This window comes from Mesorhizobium sp. L103C119B0 (genome assembly GCF_000502235.1).
Lineage (GTDB): Bacteria > Pseudomonadota > Alphaproteobacteria > Rhizobiales > Rhizobiaceae > Mesorhizobium.
The window spans coordinates 15,845-32,445 of record NZ_AYXE01000012.1 but is presented as its reverse complement, the minus strand read 5'-3'; the positions used below and the strand labels follow the sequence as shown (position 1 = coordinate 32,445).

Annotated in this window: 21 protein-coding genes and 1 pseudogene; 17 read left to right on the top strand and 5 right to left on the bottom strand. The window is 62.6% G+C overall.

Annotated elements, in window-relative coordinates; genetic code table 11:
* The first annotated feature begins 61 nt into the window (after positions 1 to 61).
* The gene (locus tag X728_RS146970; RefSeq protein WP_023668992.1) at positions 62 to 532 is read left to right on the top strand and encodes a hypothetical protein; all 471 of its coding nucleotides are present in this window, start codon (positions 62 to 64) and stop codon (positions 530 to 532) included.
* A gap of 97 nt (positions 533 to 629) precedes the next feature.
* Here the strand turns inward: X728_RS146970 and X728_RS146975 are convergent, their stop codons facing one another.
* Together X728_RS146975 and X728_RS146980 are read right to left on the bottom strand one after the other, a co-directional pair.
* On the bottom strand, positions 630 to 2,510 hold the full coding sequence (locus X728_RS146975; protein WP_023832166.1) for a murein L,D-transpeptidase: 1,881 nt from the start codon (positions 2,508 to 2,510) through the stop codon (positions 630 to 632).
* A 212-nt stretch (positions 2,511 to 2,722) separates the two neighbouring features.
* Positions 2,723 to 3,469 (bottom strand): 3-oxoacyl-ACP reductase family protein, encoded by a 747-nt coding sequence (locus tag X728_RS146980; RefSeq protein ID WP_023832165.1) that lies wholly within the window; start codon positions 3,467 to 3,469, stop codon positions 2,723 to 2,725.
* A 101-nt stretch (positions 3,470 to 3,570) separates the two neighbouring features.
* On the opposite strand from X728_RS146980, the gene X728_RS146985 reads away from it, so the two are divergent.
* Both X728_RS146985 and X728_RS146990 read left to right on the top strand, forming a co-directional pair.
* Positions 3,571 to 4,179 carry a TetR/AcrR family transcriptional regulator gene (locus X728_RS146985; RefSeq protein ID WP_023668995.1) on the top strand — a complete coding sequence of 203 codons (609 nt, stop codon included), beginning with the start codon at positions 3,571 to 3,573 and terminating at the stop codon, positions 4,177 to 4,179.
* A gap of 62 nt (positions 4,180 to 4,241) precedes the next feature.
* Positions 4,242 to 4,640: a rhodanese-like domain-containing protein gene (locus X728_RS146990; RefSeq protein WP_023682502.1), complete on the top strand. Its 399-nt coding sequence runs from the start codon at positions 4,242 to 4,244 to the stop codon at positions 4,638 to 4,640.
* Between the two features lie 45 nt (positions 4,641 to 4,685).
* On the opposite strand, the gene X728_RS146995 is transcribed toward X728_RS146990, so the two are convergent.
* A complete protein-coding gene (locus X728_RS146995; RefSeq protein WP_023832164.1) occupies positions 4,686 to 5,594 on the bottom strand; it encodes an alpha/beta fold hydrolase in 909 nt (302 codons plus the stop codon).
* Positions 5,595 to 5,642: 48 nt separating this feature from the next.
* Between X728_RS146995 and X728_RS147000 the strand changes: the two genes are divergently transcribed.
* A complete protein-coding gene (locus X728_RS147000) occupies positions 5,643 to 6,095 on the top strand; it encodes a MarR family transcriptional regulator (protein WP_023668997.1) in 453 nt (150 codons plus the stop codon).
* A gap of 26 nt (positions 6,096 to 6,121) precedes the next feature.
* Here the strand turns inward: X728_RS147000 and X728_RS147005 are convergent, their stop codons facing one another.
* Both X728_RS147005 and X728_RS147010 read right to left on the bottom strand, forming a co-directional pair.
* Positions 6,122 to 6,733 (bottom strand): pyridoxamine 5'-phosphate oxidase family protein, encoded by a 612-nt coding sequence (locus X728_RS147005; protein WP_023820733.1) that lies wholly within the window; start codon positions 6,731 to 6,733, stop codon positions 6,122 to 6,124.
* A gap of 65 nt (positions 6,734 to 6,798) precedes the next feature.
* The gene (locus X728_RS147010; RefSeq protein WP_023668999.1) at positions 6,799 to 7,152 is read right to left on the bottom strand and encodes a DUF971 domain-containing protein; all 354 of its coding nucleotides are present in this window, start codon (positions 7,150 to 7,152) and stop codon (positions 6,799 to 6,801) included.
* A 198-nt stretch (positions 7,153 to 7,350) separates the two neighbouring features.
* Between X728_RS147010 and moaA the strand changes: the two genes are divergently transcribed.
* From moaA to X728_RS1000000171665, 13 genes and pseudogenes are all read left to right on the top strand, one after another.
* A complete protein-coding gene (gene moaA, locus X728_RS147015; RefSeq protein ID WP_031195678.1) occupies positions 7,351 to 8,346 on the top strand; it encodes a GTP 3',8-cyclase MoaA in 996 nt (331 codons plus the stop codon).
* A 52-nt stretch (positions 8,347 to 8,398) separates the two neighbouring features.
* Positions 8,399 to 8,899: a hypothetical protein gene (locus X728_RS147020; RefSeq protein WP_023832162.1), complete on the top strand. Its 501-nt coding sequence runs from the start codon at positions 8,399 to 8,401 to the stop codon at positions 8,897 to 8,899.
* Between the two features lie 96 nt (positions 8,900 to 8,995).
* Positions 8,996 to 9,352, top strand: coding sequence for a hypothetical protein (locus tag X728_RS147025; protein ID WP_023832161.1), 357 nt, complete (start codon positions 8,996 to 8,998; stop codon positions 9,350 to 9,352).
* A gap of 227 nt (positions 9,353 to 9,579) precedes the next feature.
* Entirely contained in the window at positions 9,580 to 10,500 is a 921-nt protein-coding gene (locus tag X728_RS147030) for a DMT family transporter (protein WP_023832160.1), read from the top strand.
* Between the two features lie 7 nt (positions 10,501 to 10,507).
* The gene (mobA, locus tag X728_RS147035) at positions 10,508 to 11,140 is read left to right on the top strand and encodes a molybdenum cofactor guanylyltransferase MobA (protein ID WP_023706846.1); all 633 of its coding nucleotides are present in this window, start codon (positions 10,508 to 10,510) and stop codon (positions 11,138 to 11,140) included.
* Positions 11,137 to 11,640: a molybdopterin-guanine dinucleotide biosynthesis protein B gene (gene mobB / locus X728_RS147040; RefSeq protein ID WP_023832159.1), complete on the top strand. Its 504-nt coding sequence runs from the start codon at positions 11,137 to 11,139 to the stop codon at positions 11,638 to 11,640. Before mobA ends, mobB begins: the two co-directional genes overlap by 4 nt.
* Before the next feature lie 318 nt (positions 11,641 to 11,958).
* Positions 11,959 to 12,744: an ABC transporter substrate-binding protein gene (locus tag X728_RS147045; RefSeq protein WP_023688509.1), complete on the top strand. Its 786-nt coding sequence runs from the start codon at positions 11,959 to 11,961 to the stop codon at positions 12,742 to 12,744.
* A 75-nt stretch (positions 12,745 to 12,819) separates the two neighbouring features.
* Positions 12,820 to 13,536 carry an ABC transporter permease gene (locus X728_RS147050; protein ID WP_023669007.1) on the top strand — a complete coding sequence of 239 codons (717 nt, stop codon included), beginning with the start codon at positions 12,820 to 12,822 and terminating at the stop codon, positions 13,534 to 13,536.
* Positions 13,533 to 14,363, top strand: a complete 831-nt coding sequence (locus X728_RS147055; RefSeq protein WP_023832158.1) for an ABC transporter permease — start codon at positions 13,533 to 13,535, stop codon at positions 14,361 to 14,363. The genes X728_RS147050 and X728_RS147055 overlap by 4 nt, the downstream gene beginning before the upstream one ends.
* 104 nt (positions 14,364 to 14,467) lie before the next feature.
* Positions 14,468 to 15,337 carry an NAD(P)-dependent oxidoreductase gene (locus X728_RS147060; protein WP_023755279.1) on the top strand — a complete coding sequence of 290 codons (870 nt, stop codon included), beginning with the start codon at positions 14,468 to 14,470 and terminating at the stop codon, positions 15,335 to 15,337.
* A gap of 9 nt (positions 15,338 to 15,346) precedes the next feature.
* Positions 15,347 to 16,051, top strand: a pseudogene (locus X728_RS01000000166930) (DNA alkylation repair protein).
* Entirely contained in the window at positions 16,011 to 16,331 is a 321-nt protein-coding gene (locus X728_RS1000000171670) for a hypothetical protein (RefSeq protein WP_245266171.1), read from the top strand. The pseudogene X728_RS01000000166930 and the gene X728_RS1000000171670 overlap by 41 nt, the downstream one beginning before the upstream one ends.
* An 18-nt stretch (positions 16,332 to 16,349) precedes the next feature.
* Entirely contained in the window at positions 16,350 to 16,595 is a 246-nt protein-coding gene (locus X728_RS1000000171665) for a GNAT family N-acetyltransferase (RefSeq protein ID WP_280791736.1), read from the top strand.
* The last annotated feature ends 6 nt before the right edge of the window (positions 16,596 to 16,601 follow it).

The window sequence follows — 16,601 nt, the reverse complement described above, 5'->3', positions numbered from 1 at the left end:
TCTTGCGCCGATCCGCCTTTGATGGCTGAGTGCGCGTAACAGTTGCAGGGCACGGGGGTGCATGGCCATGGTTAAGCATGTTTTGAAGCGCATCCTGATGATGCTTGCCGGCTATTTCGTTTCGGTGCTGATCGGATTGTTCGCGGTCGTGGCGATATATTGCGCACTCGCCGTATTGCCCAACGCGCCGGACTATTTCGGCGCCATGCAATTTTCGCCCATTGTCGTGCTGCTGTGGCCGCCGCTCGGCATGGTCGTCTATTTCCTGACGATCGTGCTGACCGGCCTGCAGACGCTGATCTTCGCGCTGCTCGCCGAATTCTTTGCCCTGCGCAATTTCCTGGTGCACATGCTGTTTGGCGCCGCTGCCGCTGCAGCCGGCTTCTTCCTGGTCTGGCCGGCCGCGGAAGAGGATGCCGGACGCTGGGCCGATATCGGCATCATCGCCGCCGCCGGCCTCGTAGCCGGCCTGGTCTATTGGCTGATCGCGGGCCGCGACGCCGGCTTCCGGCGTCCGCTCATCCAGCGCTGATCGCAGGAAACGGGCGACCGTCTATCGGCCAAAAATCTAATAAAACCAGAGAGACAAAGTGAGTTCCTCGTTTCGTTGAACGAGGAACTCCGCTGGTTCAGCTCGTCGGCGAACGCACCGCTTCGGTCGCGTCCAGCGCCTGCATCAGCCGCGTGTCGCGGTCGTAGACGTCGTTGAAATATTCGACTTTGCCGGACAGGTCCGGCCAGGCAGTGAAGTAGGAGACATAGACGGGAATCGTGCGTGTCACGTCTTCGCTGGCATGGCCGTGCTTGAGCTTTTCGGCGATGTCGTCGACCGAGACGCCGAGCACCGCCGCCGCCATCCCACGTGGATCCTGAAGGCGAATACAGCCATGGCTGAGCGCCCGCATATCGCGCTGGAAGAAGGATTTTTGCGGCGTGTCGTGCATGTAGATGGCGTGCTTGTTGGGGAACAGGATCTTCAGTTCGCCCAGCGCATTGGCTTCGCTCGGCTGCTGGCGCACGCTGTAGGGAATGTTGGCGCCGTAGGCGCCCCAATTGACCGAGGAAGAGGGAACCCGCCTGCCGCGCGAGTCGGTCACCTCGTAGCCGGCACGGTCGAGATAGCCCGGATCGCCACGCAGCCTTGGCAGCATCTCGTTGACGATGATCGACTGCGGCACGCCCCAATAGGGATGGAAATCGACCTGCTTGATCTCCTTGAAGAAGAAGGCGGTCTGGTTGGTGGTCCGGCCGATGACGACGCGGGTCTTCAGCTTCTCCTCGCCATTGTCGATATAGCTGGCGGTGAAGGCGGGCTGGTTGATGAACACCCGCGGGCTGCCGAGATCGGACGGCATCCAGCGCAATTCTTCCAGCGCGACCTGCACCTTCTGCAGCCTGTCTGCCTTGGATGCGCCGGCGAGCGAGGCGACGGTGCGCGGGCCGATGACCCCATCGCCCTTCATGCCGGCCTTCACCTGCACGGCCTTGATGATCGGAACCAGTTCGGGAACATAGACATCGCTGGTGCCGAGACGAGACAGGATCTCGCCATAGGCGCCGCCCATCTCGTCGTCGAGATTGCGCGCGATCAGCGTCAGCAGCTTCGGCAGTTCGGCGCTGGTCTCGCCGGGCTTCAGCAACAGCTTGGGATCGACGACTATTTCGTTTTCGGCGCTCGCCTGCAGCGATTCAAGTTCGACGCGCAGCGCCTGATATTCCGCGTTCTGCGGGTGCCGCGATTCGAGGTAGGTGCGCACTTCCTGGGTGTGGGCCAGCGTCTTGAGCGCGCCTTCCATGTCGACCGGCTTCGGCGGAAATTCATAGTAGCCGGTGATGCGATTGGGATCGACGCGCCCGCTCTGGGCGTCACGGGCATAGCGCAGTACGCGCGCCGACAGCGCCATCTCGAAGCGGACGAGTTCCTTCAGATGGGCGTCGGCATCGACTGCCGATGCGTTGGCTGCCGGCACCTCGACCGTGTAGTCGGCCGACGTGAGACCATAGCTTGCGGCTTCGCCAAGCACCCGCACCGCATCCTGGGCGCGGGCATTGGGATTGCCCTCGTTCACCCAGATGAAATCAGGATTGGCAGAGTAATAGGCAATCAGTGCCTTGGCGATATCGGGCTCGGCATAGAGTTCATAGTCACTGAGACCTGCAACGGCTTCGCGGAAGGCAGTGCTGGTCGCCGACGGCACAAAGGCGGCGTCTTCAGCTGTTGCCACCTGGGGAGGTGCTGCCACCAACGCGGCAAAGTCGACGCGCACCAGCCGGTCGGCCTTGTAGGTGTAGTAGGACGGGCTGCTGATCCTGGTGCCGCCGCCGCCCGATACGGCGGGCTTCGGCTTGCGCTTTGGCGGCGGCGGGAATTCGCCTTGCGGCCTGTGCTTGACGCCACCGCCGAACAGCATGTCGAACAGGCCTTGCGCGCTTGCCTGCGGCACACCGAAGGCCAGTGCTGCCGCCACTGCAAGCGGCATCACGGTGGCTTTATTTCCGAGGAATTTCATTAATCACCCGCTCCGGCTGCAAGCCGGCTCCCGTTCCGCGCCGCTAGACGATCTTGCCAACCGCATGGCGGATGTAAGGCGCTACTATACCGATTCATACCGATTTCGTTAAGCTTCCATAAATTTCCGCGGGCCTGTTGCAGAACGGTTTCACAACATCGTGACGTCTGGAGCGGCGTTGCCGCCCCAGACCGGTCAAAGCGGCTGCTGCTTCAGGCGTTGGCGCCACCGTCGATGGTGAGCGCGGCGCCGGTGACGAAGCGCCCTTCCGGACCGGCGAGCCAGGCAACCATGCCGGCGATCTCGTCAGCCTTGCCGAAGCGGGGCGTCGCCATCTTCCGCCGCTGGTGTTCGGCATGCGGGCCTTCGGCCGGGTTCATGTCGGTGTCGGTCGAACCGGGATGAACGACGTTGGCGGTGATGCCGCGCGGACCGAGGTCTCGCGCCAGCGCCTTGGTCAGGCCGACCAGCGCAGCCTTGCTGGTCGAATAGGCGCTGAGGCTGGTGTCGGTGACGCGCTCGGCCAGATTGCTGCCGATCGAAATGATGCGGCCGCCCTCGCCCATGTGAGCCGCTGCCGCCTTCGAGGCCACGAACGGCGCTCTCAGATTGACCTCAATGGTCTCGTCAAAGTTGGCCAGCGACATCTGTTCGATGGGCGCCGCGCGCCAGATGCCGGCGCTGTTGACCAGGATGTCGAGCCGGCCGAAGGCATTCACCGCCTCGGCGACCGAGCCTTCGATGGCGGCGGCGTCGCGATTGTCGGCTTGGATGGCGATCGCGCGACCACCTGCCGCTATAATCTCGGCGACGACAGCTTGGGCCGGCGCCGCGCTGTTGACATAGGTGATGGCGACGTCGGCGCCATCGGCCGCTAGCCGTTTTGCTATCGCAGCACCTATGCCGCGGCTGCCGCCGGTGACCAGTGCTGCCTTGCCGTTCAATCCGTTCGTTGACATGTCATTTCTCCGTTTATGTAACGATCGATATATAAATATCTGGCAACCTTGCCTGGCGACGTCAAGTGAATTATGTACCGATCAACACAGAAAAGATCGTCATGCCGGAAAGAGGCCGTCCCCGCACCTTCGATCGAACCGCCGCCTTGCGGCAGGCGATGGAGCTGTTCTGGGCCAAAGGCTATGAGGGCACCTCGATCGCCGACCTGACCGCGGCGATGGGGATCAGCTCGCCCAGCCTCTATGCCGCCTTCGGCAGCAAGGAGGCGCTGTTTCTGGAAGCGACCGAGTATTACACCCGCAACGAAGGCACCGAGATCTGGAGCGCGCTGGACGAAGCGCCGACGGCATGCCAGGCGATCGAGAATTTCCTGCGCCAGACGGCAAAAGCGTACTCTCAGGACGACCGCCCGCAGGGCTGTCTCATCGCGCTGGGCGCACTGCACCAGGATTCAAGCAGCGGCGCGATCTGCGATGATTTGCGCCGCCGCCGCGCCGAAAACCACACCCTCTTGCTGAGACGGCTGGAACGCGGTGTGGCGGAAGGCGAATTGCCGGCGGGCTTCGACAGCAACGCGGCGGCGACCTTCTATGCGACGGTCCAGCACGGCATGTCGATCCAGGCCCGCGACGGCGCCTCGTGCGACGCGCTGATGGCCACAGTGGCCGGAGCGATGGCGGCGTGGCAGGGGCTGGTCGGAACAGCGTGACAAAGCGCGGAGCTTGTGCTGGAAATCCAGTCGGCGGCGAAATGCGCCGGGAGGGATCATCCGTGAAAAAAGGGTATCGCGAGTTGCTCGACGAGGCCAATGCCGAGATCGAGGTGGTCTCGCCCGAGGAAGCGGCCGGGCTGCTCGACGACGAGGACACCATCTTCGTCGACCTGCGCGATCCACGCGAGATCGAGCGGGACGGCCAGATCCCCGGCGCCAAACATGTCACTCGCGGCATGCTGGAATTCTGGATCGATCCCGAAAGCCCCTACCACAAGCCGTTCTTTGCCTCGGGCAAGAGCTTCGTCTTCTTTTGCGCCGGCGGCTGGCGCTCGGCGCTGGCCACCAAGACGGCGCAGGATATGGGGCTGTCGCCGGTCAAGCACATCCTTGGCGGCTATACCGCCTGGAAGGCGGCCGGATTGCCCGTCGAGCCGGGCGGCAAGAAGAAGGGCTAGCTCACCGCTCCGGCGTTGTCGGTGTCGGACAATACACCGATTGAATCAATGCAGTATCGGCTCGCGCTCGTTTTTGACAAAGGTCACAGCGCGTTCGATGACACCTTTGTCGGCGAGAATGCGACGGTGGCCGAGCCCATCGGCCCAGTGCAGCCGCACATGGCTGCCGGCGCCGGCGTAGCGCCTGGCATGGTCGGCCGGAACTTCGCGGTCGTCCGGCGCGTGGATGACCAGAGTCGGCACCGGCGCTTCGGCCAGCTGGCGATCGCCGGTGAATTCGTGCAGCGGCCGGCCCGACAACCTTTTCACCTGATCGGCCATGGAAACTTGCGAACGCGGGCCGACGTTGAGCATGCGGCTGAAGTCGGCGAAGATCGCCGGCAGGGAACTTGGCGCGGCCACCAGCACCAGCCGCTCGGTCGCCACTGGGTGGATACCCCTGATCGAACCGGCAATGGCATTGGCGGCGACGGCGCCACCGAAGGAATGGCCGACGATCGCCTTGAACGGACCGAACCATTCGCTGGCGACCCTGACCGCCTCGACCGCATTGACCATATTGAGATGACGGCCCAGCGACTGGCCATGGCCCGGCAGGTCGAGCGAGGCGACCCGGTAGCCCGCATCGCGAAAGCCTTCGATCAGCGCCCGCATATATTCCGTGCGCGAACGCCAGCCATGGACCACCAGCACCGTGCCGGCGGACGCCCTGCCCGGCTCGGGCCGGAATTCGTGCACCATGACGCAGCCGGCCTTGGTCGTCAGCCGATGATGGCGCGCCTCGGCCATGAAGCCGGCGGCGCGGTCGACCGCACGCCGCTCGCCGTCGCTGAGCGCCTTCACGCTCGGCGTGCGGCAGAACAGTTCGAAGGCCGCGCGCCCGCTCAGACGCGGCGCCACAAGCTCGGCCGCGCCGAACACGCCCCGGATGACCTTCAGTCCAAATGATGCCATAGTGGCGATCCATCCATTCCGTTCAAGCATGAACATAATAGTTCAAACATGAACATTAAACAAGAGCTGCCCTGGGACAACCCGCGCTTTCGCAACTGGGTCGCGGTGGCGCGCGCCTGCCATGTGCTGGAGCGTGCGCTGGCGGTAAAGCTGGCGCCGCTGGATCTCAAGCCGGCGCAGCTCGACGTGCTGATGAACCTCTATCGCCATCCCGGCATGTCGCAGCACGATCTCGCCCGCAAGCTGCTGGTCGGCCGCTCCAACATCACCATGCTGTTGCCGCAGCTCGAGGCGCGCGGCCTGCTGCGCCGCGAAGGCGATGAGAAGGACAAGCGCGTGCTGCGGCTGACGCTTACCGAGGCCGGCACGGAGCTTTTGATGAAGGCGCTGAAGGTGCATATGGCGCTGATCGAAAAGGCGATGAGCCAGTCGACAGCGGAACAGTGCGATATGATCGGCGAACAGATGCGCAAGATCTATGACGTGCTGAAGGATACCTGAGCCGTTCGATCCACGCGCCTCCCACCTCACCACATCGTCTTCTTCGCCCGCTCCGGCCATTCCTTGTCGTAAGTACCGGCATCGATATTCTTGCGGCTGGTGACTTCCAGGATTGTTCCGGGTGTCGGCAGCGATTTCGGGTCGACGTGCTTTGCCGGGTTCCACAGCTCCGAGCGAACGATGGCGCGGGCGCACTGGAAATAGACCGAATCGACATCGACCACGGTGACCGAGCGCGCCGGCTTGCCTTCGACGGCGAAGGAGGCGCAAAGCGCGGCGTCGGTGGTGATGCGGGCGCGGCCGTTGACGCGCAGCGTCGTGCCCGAACCCGGCACAAGAAACAGCAGCGCGACGCGAGGATCGCGGATGATGTTCTTAAGCGAATCGGCGCGGTTGTTGCCGCGCCTGTCCGGCATCATCAGCGTTTTCGGGTCATGCATGCGCACAAAGCCGGCGAGATCGCCGCGCGGCGAACAGTCCAGCCCTTCCGGCCCGCTCGTCGCCAGGGCGACAAAAGGCGAGGCTTCGATGAAGGCGGCATATTCGGGAATGACGTGGTCGAGTTCCTTGACCGTCGACGCTTCGCCGGGCAGGCCGTAGAGGGCTTCGAGCTGTTCGACCGTGGTGATGTCAGACATTTTCCCGTCTCCGAACCGTTGCCAGCGTTACCCCCAGTCAATGACGTTTTGCCGACAGTGCCGAACTAGCGGTCGCGGCTCAGTCCCTTCTCCTGGAGCTCGGCGAGATAGGCATTCCAGCGCGCGTCCTTTTCGTGGCCAAGCGTGTGCAGGTAATTCCAGGTGAAGATGCCGGTGTCGTGGAAATCGTCGAAGGTGATGCGCACGGCGTAGTTGCCGACCGGCTCGATCTTCAGGATAGCAACGTTACGCTTGCCGGGAACCGTCACCCGCTGGTCCGGCGAATGGCCCTGCACCTCGGCCGAGGGTGAAGCGACGCGCAGCAGTTCGGCCGGCAGTTCGAACGGCCGATGATCGGGAAAGGTGACGGACAGCAGTTTTCTGTCCTTCGAGACCCTGAGTTCCTTCGGCGCCGTCATTGTTCTGCATCCCGTCAATCCGCCCTTCCCTACGCTGCTTCGCGCGAGCGGAAAAGGCCATTTGGACCCGGCCGACACCGGATGTCGGCCAGGGAATGTCACCAAAGATCGAGAGCGGCTATCTTGAATGGCGGGTTGGATCGTATCACATAGCCGTATATAACGGCGCCACTCGCAGCCACGGGAATGCTTGAACGCATGGACATGATCGATCCCTTCGGTCGCACGATCAGCTACTTGCGCGTGTCGGTCACCGACCGCTGCGATTTCCGCTGCACCTATTGCATGGCCGAGGACATGGCGTTCCTGCCCAAGAAGGACCTGCTGTCACTCGAGGAACTCGACCGGCTCTGCACCGTCTTCATCGAAAAGGGCGTGCGCAAACTGCGCCTCACCGGCGGCGAGCCGCTGGTGCGCAAGAACATCATGCATCTGGTGCGCCAGTTGTCGCGGCACTTGAAGAGCGGCGCGCTGGAAGAGTTGACGCTGACCACCAATGGCTCGCAGCTGTCGCGCTTTGCCGCTGAGCTTGCCGATTGCGGTGTCGAGCGCATCAATGTCTCGCTCGACACGCTCGATGCCGACAAGTTCCACGCCATCACCCGCTGGGGCCATCTCGGCAAGGTCATGCAAGGCATCGATGCCGCGCAGGCGGCGGGGCTGAAGGTGAAGCTCAACGCCGTTGCGCTGAAGGACTTCAACGACGCCGAACTGCCGGAGATGATGCGCTGGGCACATGGCCGCGGCATGGACTTGACCGTCATCGAAACCATGCCGATGGGCGAGATCGACGCCGACCGGACCGACCAGTATCTGCCGCTATCGCTGCTGCGCGCTTCGCTCGAGCGCCAGTTCACGCTGAGCGACATCCCCTACAAGACCGGCGGTCCGGCCCGCTACGTCCATGTCGCAGAGACCGGCGGCAGGCTGGGCTTCATCACGCCGATGACGCATAATTTCTGCGAAAGCTGCAACCGCGTGCGGCTGACCTGCACCGGCACGCTCTATATGTGCCTGGGTCAGGAGGATGCCGCCGACCTGCGCGCGCCGTTGCGTGCCTCGGAAGGCAACGAGCTGGTCGCTGCTGCCATCGACGAAGCGATCGGCCGCAAGCCGAAAGGCCATGATTTCATCATCGACCGCCGCACCAGCCGCCCGTCGGTGTCGAGACATATGAGCGTCACCGGCGGCTGATTTTCTCCGCGATTGGTGCAGAATGCTTCCGTTGGAAGCGAGGGGGATTTCCATGCAGCGTGTTTGCCAAACCGGGCTGTCAGCGCTGGTCGTGGCCCTATCATTGGCGACCACAGTGGCGCTCGCAAAGCCGTTCACCTACATCAATGCGCGCTATGGCACGGTGTGCACGTTCCCGAGCCAGATTTTCAGCAAGCCGATGCCTGAGTCCCTCAATGGCGACGGTCGAAAATGGGCTAGCCCCGATGGTGCGAGCTTGTCCTGTTACGGCGGATACAAGCTGACGGAAGATACGCCCGACAATCTGGTTGAAAAGGAAAAAGCCGACCCTGACTCTGGGGAAAAGGTCACTTACAGCAAAACCGGTAAGAACTGGGCAGTGGTCTCAGGCACCAAAGGCGACAAGATCTTCTATACCCGAATCGTCTTCGAAAAAGAGGATGCAATCCATACAGTCTGGATCGAATATCCCGCCTCGCTCAAGGCCAAGTACGACCCACTGGTCGGCGCTATCGGCGACAGCCTGCATGGGGCTGAGCAACACTGGGAATAAATCGCTCTCGACGCTGCAAACCCGATTTACCGCCATCGCGTTCCGCCCTAAATTTCGGCCTATAGCGGCTCGTCGCTCGGTTTGGGGGAATACGACATGCGCACATTCTTACTTTCTCTTGCAATGCTTGGGTTTGCCGCCGCGCCGGCAGCAGCACAGTCCATCAGTGGCAGCTACACCGTTGCGGGCACCAATTTCGACGGCTCGAAATATGGCGGCGAAGCCACCATCACACTGACCAGCGAGACCACCTGCACCATCCATTGGGAGACGGGCGGATCATCGTCGGACGGCATCTGCATGCGCAACGACGATGCCTTCTCCGCCGGCTATGTCATGGGCAAGGAAATCGGTCTCGTCGTCTACAAGGTAGAAGATGACGGCTCGCTGCACGGCCTGTGGACCATCGCCGGCAAGAACGGCAGCGGCACCGAGGTGCTGACGCCGAAATGAGCCTGCCGGTCATCGGCCAGCCCTCTCAGGGATTTCTATGGGTCACGGGTGAAAATCCGTGGCCTATTTCTTTGACGTTGCTGTCTTGCCGCCGGCTGCTACAGGCTTGAGCGGTTCACCGTTTCGCCGAAACGTCGAACCGCTTTATTCTTTGTTTTCACGCAATTCCGGACGGAAAACCGTTTCACACTTTTCCTGGAATTGCTCTTGCAAAACCGGTAACGCCCTTGCCTCTTTCCCCAAACATTCGCGGCGCGCTGTGCATGATGGTGGCCATGATCGGCTTCACCCTCAACGACGCCATCACCAAGTTCTCGTCGGAATCGATGAACATGGCGCAGGTCATGCTGGTGCGCGGCGCCTTTGCGTCGCTGCTCGTCGGCCTGCTCGCCTGGCAGCAAGGCGCGCTCGCACGGCCGGGCTCGATGCTGCAGCCGCTGGTGGCGCTTCGCGTGGTCGCCGAGGCCGGCGCCACCGTCGCCTTCCTTGTCGCATTGGCGCATCTGCCGATCGCCAATGTCTCGGCGGTGCTGCAGGCGCTGCCGCTGGCGGTGACGATGGGGGCGGCACTCGTATTCAGCGAAGCGGTCGGCTGGCGGCGCTGGCTGGCGATCGCGGTCGGCTTTGGCGGCGTGCTGATCATCGTGCGGCCAGGCTTCGAAGGCTTCAGCATCTATTCGCTGTACGCACTCGTCAGCGTCGCCTGTTGCGCAGTACGTGACCTCGCCACCAAGCGCATCCCGAGGGCTATCCCGACCTTGCTGGTGTCGACGGCAACGGCAATCGCCATGACCATCGTTGGCGCCGTGCTGCTGTCGCCGATGGGTGGCTGGACGCCGATGTCCGGCAAAGGCACGGCACTTTTGGCATTGGCGGCGGTGCTGGTGCTGATCGGCTACCAGTTCATCATCATGGCAATGCGGGCCGGCGACATCTCCTTCATTGCGCCATTCCGCTACACCGCCCTCTTTTGGTCGATGCTGCTTGGCCTCATCATCTTCGGCGATGTCCCCGACCTGCCGATGATCGTTGGCTCCGCCATCATCATCGGCTCCGGCCTCTACGCGCTCTATCGCGAACGGGTCGTCGGCCGGCAGAAGCCGGCGGCCGAAAGCGCTGGACCCGACATGGCGCCGGACGGCATATAGGTTGGCCATGAGCCAAGACATTGCAGGAATTATCCTGGCCGGAGGCCTGTCACGGCGCATGGGCGGCGGCGACAAGACTTTGCTAGCGCTTGGCGAGCGTCCGCTTCTCGACCATGTCGTTGCCCGCCTGGCGCCGCAGGTCGGATCGCTGGCGCTCAGCGCCAATAGTGACCCGGCGCGCTTCGCCGCGGCCGGTCTTCCGGTTCTCGCCGATGCGGTGGAAGGCTATGCCGGACCGCTGGCCGGAATTCTCACCGGCCTCGAATGGGCGGCAGCGAATACCGCTTTCAAGGCATTGGCGACGGCCGCCGGCGACACGCCGTTCCTGCCGGTGGACCTGGTCGAGAGGCTGGCTGCGGCTGTTGACGAGCGACCAGGCTCCATCGCTGTTGCCAGTTCCGGCGGCAGGCGGCATCCGACCTTTGCGCTGTGGCCGCTCGGGCTGCGTGAGGCCTTGCGCCATTTCCTGATCGACGAGGACAACAGGCGCGTCTCCGCCTTCATCGAGCGGCACGACTGTGTCGAAGTGGAATTTCCGTTGCTGACCCACGGCAGTGACGAGATCGACCCGTTCTTCAACATCAACACACCGCACGACCTTGCGGTGGCCGAGCGTCTGTTGCAGAGCATCGGCCCATGAACATCTTCGGCATCACCGGCTGGAAGAATTCCGGCAAGACCACACTGACCGAGAAGCTGGTCACAGAGCTCGTCCGGCGCGGCTGGACGGTGTCGACGGTCAAACACGCCCATCATGAGTTCGACATCGACAAGCCTGGCGCCGACAGCTTTCGCCACCGCCAGGCGGGCGCCACCGAGGTCGCGGTGGTGTCGGGCAAACGCTGGGCGCTGATGCATGAATTGCGCGGTGAGGAGGAGCCGACGCTGGAGGCGGTCCTGTCGCGGCTGGCCCTATGCGACATCGTGCTGGTCGAAGGCTACAAGCGCGAGGCGCACAAAAAGATCGAGACCCGGCGCCTCGATGCCAAGGACCGTTCGCCGCTGTCGGCGAACGACGGACATATCGTGGCGATCGCCGCAGACTTCGCGGTTGCCGGCGAAAGCCTGCCTGTGTTCGATCTCGACGACACGGGAGGGATAGCCGACTTCATCGAGCGCATGACCGGCCTCAAACCTTGAGGCCCCTGCCCGAGCCCGGTTCAGCCGCCCTCTTCAGCCGTTGCATTGTCTGAGCGCGTCGCGCCGAACGGCCTCATGCGACGCGCTTCAGGTTGTTTTATTTATGCATGTCGTTGTCCCAAAACCGCTGCACACTTTTGGGCGACATGCATTAACCCGGCGTCAGCATTGGCTGGACCCGCAAATCCCGCAAGCAACGGTTTTACAGTTGCTTTTCTCCCGAAAACAGTGGGAGTATCGCGCCAGCGGGCGGTCAAAAGCACCGCCCCACAGAGCCGTTCCGGAACGACGGCCGGGAGCCATAAAGAGAGGACTATCATGCGTATTGCACTGCGTATCGCGCTCGCCGCATCGGCTGCGCTGCTGACGCTCGGCGTCGCCCAGGCTCAGGAAACGACCCTGAGAATCGGCACCGAAGGCGCCTACCCTCCATTCAACAACCTGACCTCCGACGGCCAGCTCGTGGGCTTCGACATCGACATCGCCAAGGCGCTCTGCGACGAGATGAAGGTCAAGTGCACCTTCGTCGCCCAGGATTGGGACGGCATCATTCCGGCCCTGCAGGCCGGCAAGTTCGACGCCATCGTCGCCTCGATGTCGATCACGCCGGAGCGCGCCGAGAAGGTCGACTTCACCCACAAATACTACAACACGCCGTCGGCGATCGCGGTACCCAAGGATTCGACCCTCAAGGGCGTGACCAAGGAAGACCTGGCCGGCAAGACCATCGGCGTCGCAACCACCACGACGCATTTCAATTATGCCTCGAAAACCTATACGGACAGCACGGTCAAGGGCTATCCGAGCAGCCCCGAAGAGCAGGCTGATCTCGCCAATGGCCGTCTCGACGCGATCGAGGACGATATCGTCGTGTTGCAACAGTTCCTGGATTCGCCTGATGGCGCCTGCTGCAAGATTCTCGGCCAGCCTTCGCCGCAGCCGGTCGATATCTTTGGACCGGGCGCCGGCATCGCCGTGCGCAAGGGCGAGACGGATCTGGTCAACAAGTTGAACAGCGCCATCGACGCAATCCGCGCCAACGGAAAGTACAAGGAAATCAACGACAAGTACTTCAAGTTCGACGTCTTCGGCGCCGAGTCCTGATCGTCTGAAACAAGGCGGCAGGGGAAATTTCCTGCTGCCGCCTTGGCCTGACAGAAGTGGAGACAAGACCCGTCAATGCCAAGCCAGAACATATGGATACTTCTCACTTGGGGACCCGATGGCTGGATTGACGATATTGCCTATGGCGCACTGGTCACCATTGCGCTCGCGCTGGCGACACTGCCGATCGGCCTGACGATCGGCTTTTTCGTCGCCTGGGCAAAACAATCCGAAGAGCCGTCGCTTCGCGTGGCTGCCAACATCTACACCACGGTGTTTCGCGGACTGCCGGAACTGGTGACGCTTTTCCTGTTCTTCTTCGGCATGCCGATCCTCTTGCAGTATGTCATCCGTCTGTTCAGGCCGGAAGCGACGGTCGATGTCGACAGCTTCCTCGCCGGCATGATCGTGCTGTCGCTGATCTTTTCGTCGTATTCCAGCGAAGTCTTCCTGTCGGCCTTTCGCGCCATTCCGAAGGGCCAGTATGAGGGCGGCTATGCGATCGGGCTGTCGAAATGGCAGACGATGCGCAAGGTGATCCTGCCGCAGCTGCTGCGCATCGCCTTCCCCGGCCTTGAGAATTGCTGGCTGAGCCTGCTCAAGGACACGGCCCTGGTGTCGGTCGTCAATCTGGCTGAAACCTTGCGCAACGCCGGCGTGGCGGCCCGTGTCACCAAACATTCCTTCCTGTTCTACAGCGTCGCGGCGATGGTGTTCCTTATCCTTGCCATCCTGTCGTCGATCGCCACCGGCTTCATCCTGCGTTCGCTCGGGAGGAGGGAGGCACGATGAGCGTCGTGACGCGCGCCGCCGTCGGCATCGAGAAGCCACCACCACGGGCGCGAGGCTGGCCGCGGGCCCGTATCGTCGGCTACGCGCTGGTCGGCTTCTGGATCCTGTTCGGCATCGGCATCGCCGTCTATCTGGTTTACGCTTGGAATGGCGAATTCTTCGCCAGATACGCGCCGGCCTATCTGCAGGGCTTGGGAACCACGCTTGCGCTGGTGGCCATCTCGATGGTGCTCGGCGCGCTTTTTTCGCTGCCCGTCACCTATGCCCGCATGTCGAAGAACCGCTATCTGTCCGTCCTGGCCTATTGCTACGTCTACTTCTTCCGCGGCACGCCGCTGCTGGTCCAGGTCTATCTCGTCTATTACGGCCTGGGCTCATTCCGGGTGCAGCTCGAATCCGTCGGGCTGTGGTGGTTCTTCCGCGACGCCTTCAATTGCGGTGTGTTCGCCTTCGCGCTCAACACCGCCGCCTACCAGGCCGAAATCCTGCGCGGCGCCATCGAGAGTGTTCCGAGGGGCCAATGGGAGGGCGCTGCTTCGCTCGGCCTGCACAAGCTGCAGACGCTGCGCAAGGTCATCCTGCCGCAAGCGTTTATCGTGGCGCTCCGACCCTACGGCAACGAGCTCGTCTTGATGATCAAGGCCTCTGCCATCGTTGCCATCATCACCGTCTATGATTTGATGGGCAACGCGAAGCTCGCCTACGCCAAGTCCTTCGACTTCCAGGCCTATGTCTGGGTCGCCATCGTCTATCTGGTGATGGTCGAGATCCTGCGCCACGGCGTCGAATGGATCGAGCGACGGATCACCATTCATCTGATCCGCTGAGCGGTCGGCTGTACCAGTCGATCGGCTCATGCGCGTCTTGACGAATTGTGTGCAGTGCCTAGAGCTTGCGCTGACAATTTCGCTTTCATCTGAAGGGCAAACCCATGGCATCTGTGGCATTTCTCGGTCTTGGCGTGATGGGCTATCCCATGGCCGGGCACCTCAGGAACAAAGGTGGCCATGAGGTCACCGTCTACAACCGCACCGCAGCGAAAGCCGAGCAATGGGTTGCCCAGCATGGCGGCAAGCTTGCTTTGACGCCGGCAGAGGCCGCAGAGGGCCAGGATTTCGTCTTCTCCTGCGTCGGCAATGACGACGATCTGCGCTCGGTGACGACCGGGGCCGATGGCGCCTTCGCCGCGATAAAAAAAGGCTCCGTTTTCATCGACAACACCACCGCCTCGGCCGAAGTCGCGCGCGAACTGGCCGACGCCGCTGAAAAGGCCGGCTTTTCCTTCCTCGACGCGCCGGTTTCCGGCGGGCAGGCGGGCGCCGAGAACGGCGTGCTGACGGTGATGGTCGGCGGCGAGCAGGCTGCCTTCGACAAGGCCAGGCCGGTCATCGACGCCTTTGCCCGGATGGTCGGGCTGATGGGTCCGTCGGGCGCCGGCCAGCTCACGAAAATGATCAATCAGATCACCATTGCCGGGCTGGTTCAGGGACTGGCCGAAGGCATCCATTTCGGCAAGAAGGCCGGGCTCGACATCGAGAAGGTCATCGAGGTGATTTCCAAGGGCGCTGCCGGGTCCTGGCAGATGGAGAACCGCCACAAGACGATGAATGCCGGTAAATATGATTTCGGCTTTGCCGTCGACTGGATGCGCAAGGATCTCGGCATCTGCCTCGATGAAGCCGACCGCAATGGCGCGAGACTGCCGGTGACCGCCCTTGTCGACCAGTTCTACAAGGATGTGCAGGCGATGGGCGGCAAGCGCTGGGACACCTCGTCCCTGCTGGCGCGCCTGGAAAAATAGGCGTTCGCAATGGCCGAGCTTTCGCCCCAATCGAGCGCCGATGAGATCGTCGCCCATTTGCGCTCGATCGGCTCGGAGGACAATCGCCGCGGTATGCTGCGCTACGGCATCAAGATCGAGCGCGCGCTCGGCATCTCGCATGGCATGCAGCGGCAGATCGCCAAAAAGATCAAGCGCAACCACGAGCGTGCTTTCGAGCTTTGGCAGACCGGCATCATGGAGGCGCAGTTCATCGCTTCCGTCACGGCCGACCCGAAGCGCTTCTCAGCCGCGGATGCACGACAATGGGCCGCGTCCTTCGATTCCTGGGATATCGTCGACGGCGTCTCCGATCTCTTCGTCGACACGGACGCCTGGAAGGAGCTGATTGAAGAGTTCGCGGCGGACGAGCGCGAGTTCGTTCGACGCACGGCCTTTGCGATGATGGCGTGGTCCGTCGTGCACCGGAAGCAGGAGCCGGTGGCGACTTTCCTCGGCTTCCTGCCGATCATCGAAGCGCATGCCGCCGACAGCCGCAATTTCGTGAAGAAGGCGGCAAACTGGGCGCTTCGTTCGATCGGCAAGCGATCGTTGGAGATGCACGGTGCTGCCCTTGCCGTGGCCGAACGGCTGGCCCAGTAGACCGACAAGACGGCTCGCTGGATTGGCAAGGACGCCGTACGGGAACTCACCAATGCCAAGATCATCGAGCGGATCGCCCCCAGAAAAGGCTGACCTGGCCAACGTCCGGTTCACCGAGGTGACGCGGCAGACGCGCGCCGATTTCGAAGGCCTCTTCGAAGCGCAAGGGCGTCCGAAGTATTGCTGGTGCATGGCCTGGCGGCCCCTGCCCGGCCGCCGCGAGCATGTTCAGCACGCCGAGTTGAAACGGGCCATGATGGCGCTTGTCGAGGCCGGCACGCCGGTCGGAATCTTGGCCCAGATTGACGGCAAGACCGTCGGCTGGTGCTCGGTCGCGCCGCGCCAGACATATCGGAAGCTGACGTCGCAATAGGACGATGACGAGACCGGCATCTGGTCGATCGTCTGCTTCTATGTGCCAAGGGCGCTGCGCGGCGGCGGGCTGGCGGCCGCGCTGCTTGACGCTGCCATAGATCACGCCTTTGCCAAGGGCGCCGGCGTGATCGAGGCCTACCCGGTCGGCGAGGCATCGCCGAGCTACCGTTTCATGGGGTTTCGCGACATGTTCATCGCTCGCGGGTTCCATGAGGTCGGCATGGCCGGCTCTCGCAGACATGTGATGCGGCTCGAGCGTTGACGCGAT

Excerpts from the sequence above, each read along its gene's own strand:
- X728_RS146970 (WP_023668992.1), top strand. The coding sequence starts at position 62 with ATGGCCATGGTTAAGCATGTTTTGAAGCGCATCCTGATGATGCTTGCC.
- X728_RS146975 (WP_023832166.1), bottom strand. The coding sequence starts at position 2,510 with ATGAAATTCCTCGGAAATAAAGCCACCGTGATGCCGCTTGCAGTGGCG.
- X728_RS146980 (WP_023832165.1), bottom strand. The coding sequence starts at position 3,469 with ATGTCAACGAACGGATTGAACGGCAAGGCAGCACTGGTCACCGGCGGC.
- X728_RS146985 (WP_023668995.1), top strand. The coding sequence starts at position 3,571 with ATGCCGGAAAGAGGCCGTCCCCGCACCTTCGATCGAACCGCCGCCTTG.
- X728_RS146995 (WP_023832164.1), bottom strand. The coding sequence starts at position 5,594 with ATGGCATCATTTGGACTGAAGGTCATCCGGGGCGTGTTCGGCGCGGCC.
- X728_RS147000 (WP_023668997.1), top strand. The coding sequence starts at position 5,643 with ATGAACATTAAACAAGAGCTGCCCTGGGACAACCCGCGCTTTCGCAAC.
- X728_RS147005 (WP_023820733.1), bottom strand. The coding sequence starts at position 6,733 with ATGTCTGACATCACCACGGTCGAACAGCTCGAAGCCCTCTACGGCCTG.
- X728_RS147010 (WP_023668999.1), bottom strand. The coding sequence starts at position 7,152 with ATGACGGCGCCGAAGGAACTCAGGGTCTCGAAGGACAGAAAACTGCTG.
- moaA (WP_031195678.1), top strand. The coding sequence starts at position 7,351 with ATGGACATGATCGATCCCTTCGGTCGCACGATCAGCTACTTGCGCGTG.
- X728_RS147020 (WP_023832162.1), top strand. The coding sequence starts at position 8,399 with ATGCAGCGTGTTTGCCAAACCGGGCTGTCAGCGCTGGTCGTGGCCCTA.
- X728_RS147025 (WP_023832161.1), top strand. The coding sequence starts at position 8,996 with ATGCGCACATTCTTACTTTCTCTTGCAATGCTTGGGTTTGCCGCCGCG.
- mobA (WP_023706846.1), top strand. The coding sequence starts at position 10,508 with ATGAGCCAAGACATTGCAGGAATTATCCTGGCCGGAGGCCTGTCACGG.
- mobB (WP_023832159.1), top strand. The coding sequence starts at position 11,137 with ATGAACATCTTCGGCATCACCGGCTGGAAGAATTCCGGCAAGACCACA.
- X728_RS147045 (WP_023688509.1), top strand. The coding sequence starts at position 11,959 with ATGCGTATTGCACTGCGTATCGCGCTCGCCGCATCGGCTGCGCTGCTG.
- X728_RS147050 (WP_023669007.1), top strand. The coding sequence starts at position 12,820 with ATGCCAAGCCAGAACATATGGATACTTCTCACTTGGGGACCCGATGGC.
- X728_RS147055 (WP_023832158.1), top strand. The coding sequence starts at position 13,533 with ATGAGCGTCGTGACGCGCGCCGCCGTCGGCATCGAGAAGCCACCACCA.
- X728_RS147060 (WP_023755279.1), top strand. The coding sequence starts at position 14,468 with ATGGCATCTGTGGCATTTCTCGGTCTTGGCGTGATGGGCTATCCCATG.
- X728_RS1000000171670 (WP_245266171.1), top strand. The coding sequence starts at position 16,011 with ATGCCAAGATCATCGAGCGGATCGCCCCCAGAAAAGGCTGACCTGGCC.